General features: G+C 39.5%; 4 protein-coding genes. All 4 read left to right on the top strand.

Annotated features, from left to right (window positions below; all coding sequences use genetic code 11):
* The first annotated feature begins 489 nt into the window (after nucleotides 1-489).
* The 4 genes from ACFSKL_RS22310 to ACFSKL_RS22295 are packed head-to-tail and all read left to right on the top strand — an operon-like array spanning nucleotide 490 to nucleotide 3,930.
* Nucleotides 490-1,491, top strand: a complete 1,002-nt coding sequence (locus ACFSKL_RS22310; protein WP_376889512.1) for a tail fiber protein — start codon at nucleotides 490-492, stop codon at nucleotides 1,489-1,491.
* Between the two features lie 38 nt (nucleotides 1,492-1,529).
* Nucleotides 1,530-2,501 carry a hypothetical protein gene (locus ACFSKL_RS22305; RefSeq protein ID WP_376889510.1) on the top strand — a complete coding sequence of 324 codons (972 nt, stop codon included), beginning with the start codon at nucleotides 1,530-1,532 and terminating at the stop codon, nucleotides 2,499-2,501.
* Nucleotides 2,498-3,232 carry a hypothetical protein gene (locus ACFSKL_RS22300; RefSeq protein WP_376889508.1) on the top strand — a complete coding sequence of 245 codons (735 nt, stop codon included), beginning with the start codon at nucleotides 2,498-2,500 and terminating at the stop codon, nucleotides 3,230-3,232. Before ACFSKL_RS22305 ends, ACFSKL_RS22300 begins: the two co-directional genes overlap by 4 nt.
* On the top strand, nucleotides 3,229-3,930 hold the full coding sequence (locus ACFSKL_RS22295; protein ID WP_376889506.1) for a hypothetical protein: 702 nt from the start codon (nucleotides 3,229-3,231) through the stop codon (nucleotides 3,928-3,930). Before ACFSKL_RS22300 ends, ACFSKL_RS22295 begins: the two co-directional genes overlap by 4 nt.
* Nucleotides 3,931-4,022: the final 92 nt, after the last annotated feature.

Here is a 4,022-nt window from a genome sequence, read left to right as displayed (position 1 = left end):
CCAAAACATTGTCGTTTGTTTTTTGTTGGATAGCCAATGGAAATGGTCTGGTAATTGGGCCATATCCAGAGGAAAATAGCCTGGATTTTCTTCAAAAAAATTATGGGGGAAAAAATCTTCAACTTTTTTTGGGCTGTTTTCGAAATAAAATTTTTGGGCATTTTTTGGGTAAAAATATAGTTGGTAAAAACTATAGTGAAATGCGTTTTTTTGTATTTGAAAAATAGTCATGATAGGGATCAAAAACCTAGCTATTTACGAAGAATATTTGTAGCAAAAAATACCTACTTGTAGGTATTTTTAATATAAACAAGAATCAATATGTTTGTAGGAGAACATTGCAACCAAGTTTGATTCATCTGTTTCTGTTATAGGGGATTTTTACTGGCTAGGAAAGAATTCTTTTTTTTATGCAAAAGGTCATAAGACAGGACAACATGAGGATTGTTTGATTAAATCCCAAGCCATATAGGCTGTTAATCTTAGATTATGAAAAAATCACTTGTCTTAATCTCCATTTTGGGTTTTACCGCTTTCAGTTATCTATATGGCCAAAGCAATACTTTTCCAGCTTCCGGGAATGTTGGGATTGGGACTACCAGCCCGAATGGTAGACTGCATGTGAAAGGAAATACATTGTTTGAAAGAGATGATAATGGTGGCAGAAACCATTTGTTGATTCACTCAACTTCAGGAGGGGTATTTTTGACAAGTGATGACCCAGGGGTCAATCAGAAGGATTTATACATAAGGGCAAGCCCGACTGGAAATGGTCAGGTGAATCGAAATATCAGATTCCAGACAGGGAAAAACGCAAGTGGCGATTTCATCAATAGAATGATCATAAGGGGAAATGGCAATGTAGGAATTGGGATAACAGAGCCATCTACGGCACTCCATGTAAAAGGTACTGTTATGGCAGAGGGTATGTTTTACATTAGATCGGATGACGGAAATTCTGCTGGATATATAGGAACTACAGGTGAATCGGAATCTTCCAATGGAGTAAGGATTAATTCAAGTAGGGGAGGCGGCAAGATTGTTTTCAATACAATAGGAGGCAATACTTCAGAAAAAATGAGAATTACCAATACTGGCAATGTCGGTATTGGCACCACAGTCCCCACCCACAAACTCGAAGTCAACGGCACCATCCGGGCCAAGGAGGTAAAACTGGAAGCCACCAACTGGCCGGACTATGTCTTTGAAAAGGGCTATGAACTGATGCCATTGGATGAGCTTAAATTTTTTATTGGGGAAAATGGCCACCTGCCTGGATTGAAATCTGCAAAGGAGTATGAAGAAGAAGGGGTCAATATGCTGGAGCTGAATCAGAAGTTGTTGGAAAAGGTCGAAGAATTGTTGCTCTATACCATCAAGCAGCAGCAATTTATAGAAATGGAACAGAAAACCAATAAACAACAATCAGAACAATTGGAGAAGTTATTGGAATCGGTCGATGAGCTTAAAAAACGAATAAATAATATGTAGTTGATATTTAAGGACTCTTGACAAGAGTAAATAAAGATATGATAAAATCAATATTGGTATTTCTCCTTATTACAATGGCAGCCGGAGGGTTGACAGCACAGAATTATCCAACAGAAACCACACGGGGAGATGTGGTAGAGACCTATGTAAACAACAATAATGCTATTGAAATAGGTTTGGCAAACTCCTTAAATGCCAGGAGAGCGTGGATATTGAGCAGGCACAATACCACATCGGTGTATGGCGGTTATCTGGCAACGTTCCACCTGCAACCCGATGTCGGGACTAAGTTTCAATATAGGGGAGTAGCAATTGGACATCCTGCTTCAGCCATATTGCCTGTAGGAGTACACTTAGCGGTTAATGGCCGGGTTGGAATTGGTATAATCAATCCTTCTGTCGAGCTGCATGTAAAAGGGACTGTAATGGTAGATGGACAATTCTCTGTTAAATCAGATGATGGAAATTCTGGGGGGCTAATAGGTACCACTGGTGAGTCGGGGACGGCAAACGGTGTTAATATCAGTTCAAACAGAGGAAATGGTAAGATTGTTTTCAGCACTTTGGGCGGTAATCTTCAAGAAAAAATGAGAATTACCAATACTGGCAATGTCGGCATCGGCACCACCATCCCGACCAACAAGCTCGAAGTCAACGGCACCATCCGAGCCAAGGAAGTAAAGCTTGAAGCAACCAACTGGCCGGACTATGTTTTTGAAAAAGATTATAAGCTGATGCCATTGGATGCTGTGAATTCTTTTATTGCCGAAAATGGCCATTTGCCGGGATTGAAATCTGCAATAGAGTACGAAAAGGAGGGAGTGAATATGCTGGAAATGAATCAACAACTGCTTCGTCAAATAGAAGAAATGACACTTCACATGATTGATCAAAATGAAACAATAAAAAAAATAACTTCCAAAGTAGAAGAACAAGAGAAAGTAATCGAACAAATAGATCAGCTAAAAAATGCAATTGAGGATATAAAATCATTAATGAATAAGCAATGAAACATTTCTATTTAGTACTATCTCTAATGCTTTTCGGTGTGTCAATACAGGCACAGAATTGGTCAGGGAGTACTCAGGGAAGTATATATTATAACCAAGGGAACGTGGGGATTGGCACTTCATCCCCCAGTCAAAAACTTCATGTGACGGGAAATATCCAAGTTAGCTATAGCCGTTTTATTGGACAGAATCTAACGGATACATTTGATTATTTGGATAAAATTCAACCTCATTACGGTATGCAATGGACCAATGATCCGCAATTTATCGGAGCCAGTACATTGTGGATAAGTTCTTATGGTGGAATGAAGTTTTTTAGTGCAGGCCAAGTACGTATGAAGATACTTGCAAATGGCAATGTCGGCATCGGCACCACTGTTCCGACCAACAAACTCGAAGTAAACGGCACCATCCGAGCCAAGGAGGTAAAACTGGAAGCCCATAACTGGCCGGATTATGTTTTTGAAAAAGACTACGAATTGATGCCATTGGAAGCGGTGAATTCCTTTATCGGGGAACATGGCCATCTACCTGGTTTGAAATCTGCCAATGTATATGAAGAAGAAGGGGTCAATATGCTGGAACTGAACCAGAAGTTGTTGGAGAAGGTGGAGGAGTTGACATTATATACAATTGATCAGGAAAAAAAGATTAGAGTACAAAATAAAGAGATCAATGACCTTAAATCGGAAATTCAGGAAATTAGGCAATTGATCAAGGAAAAATTATGAGGAAAATTTTCATTATACTGGTTTTAATACAATCAATAGCGCCTTCTCTTCTATTTGGACAAGCCAATACTTTTCCTTCTTCGGGAAATGTTGGAATAGGTACTACAAATCCAATATCAAAATTTGATGTGGTTGGGACTACATATTTGCGATCAGCCCCAACACATAGTTCAGAAGCAGAACAGTTAAGATTTGGTAGGTCTGATTCAGATATCCGTTACCACTCTGTTTATTCAAACCATACTGGAACAGCAGCTTCAAACTTTCTTCAGTTTAGGATTCATAGTGGTGGTGATTCACCTTATCTGGATCAAAAGGCTGTTCTGACCTTATTTGGAAGTGGCAATGTCGGAATAGGCACCACTGTCCCGACCAATAAACTTGAAGTGAACGGCACCATCCGTGCCAAGGAAGTAAAGCTGGAGGCCACCAACTGGCCGGATTATGTCTTTGAAAAAGATTACGAATTGATGCCATTGGAAGACGTGGATTCCTTTATAGGGGAAAACGGTCACCTGCCGGGCTTGAAACCAGCCAAGGTATATGAAGAAGAAGGGGTCAACATGATGGAGCTGAACCAGAAGCTTTTGGAGAAGGTGGAGGAGTTGACGCTGCATACCATAGGTCAAGAGAGGAAATTGGAAAAAATGGAAGCAGAACTTGAATCATTAAAAAGATTGATAAAGGAAAAATTATGAAGAAATTTTATGCAGTTATAATGATATGGCTCATGCTCTTATCAAGTAATTATGTGTATGGTCAAGCCAATACATTTCCAGCTTCTGGAAAT

The sequence above is a fragment of the Belliella marina genome (assembly GCF_042682445.1).
GTDB lineage: Bacteria > Bacteroidota > Bacteroidia > Cytophagales > Cyclobacteriaceae > Belliella > Belliella marina.
Note: the sequence above shows the minus strand (reverse complement) of the source record. Positions and strands in the feature narration are given on the sequence as shown.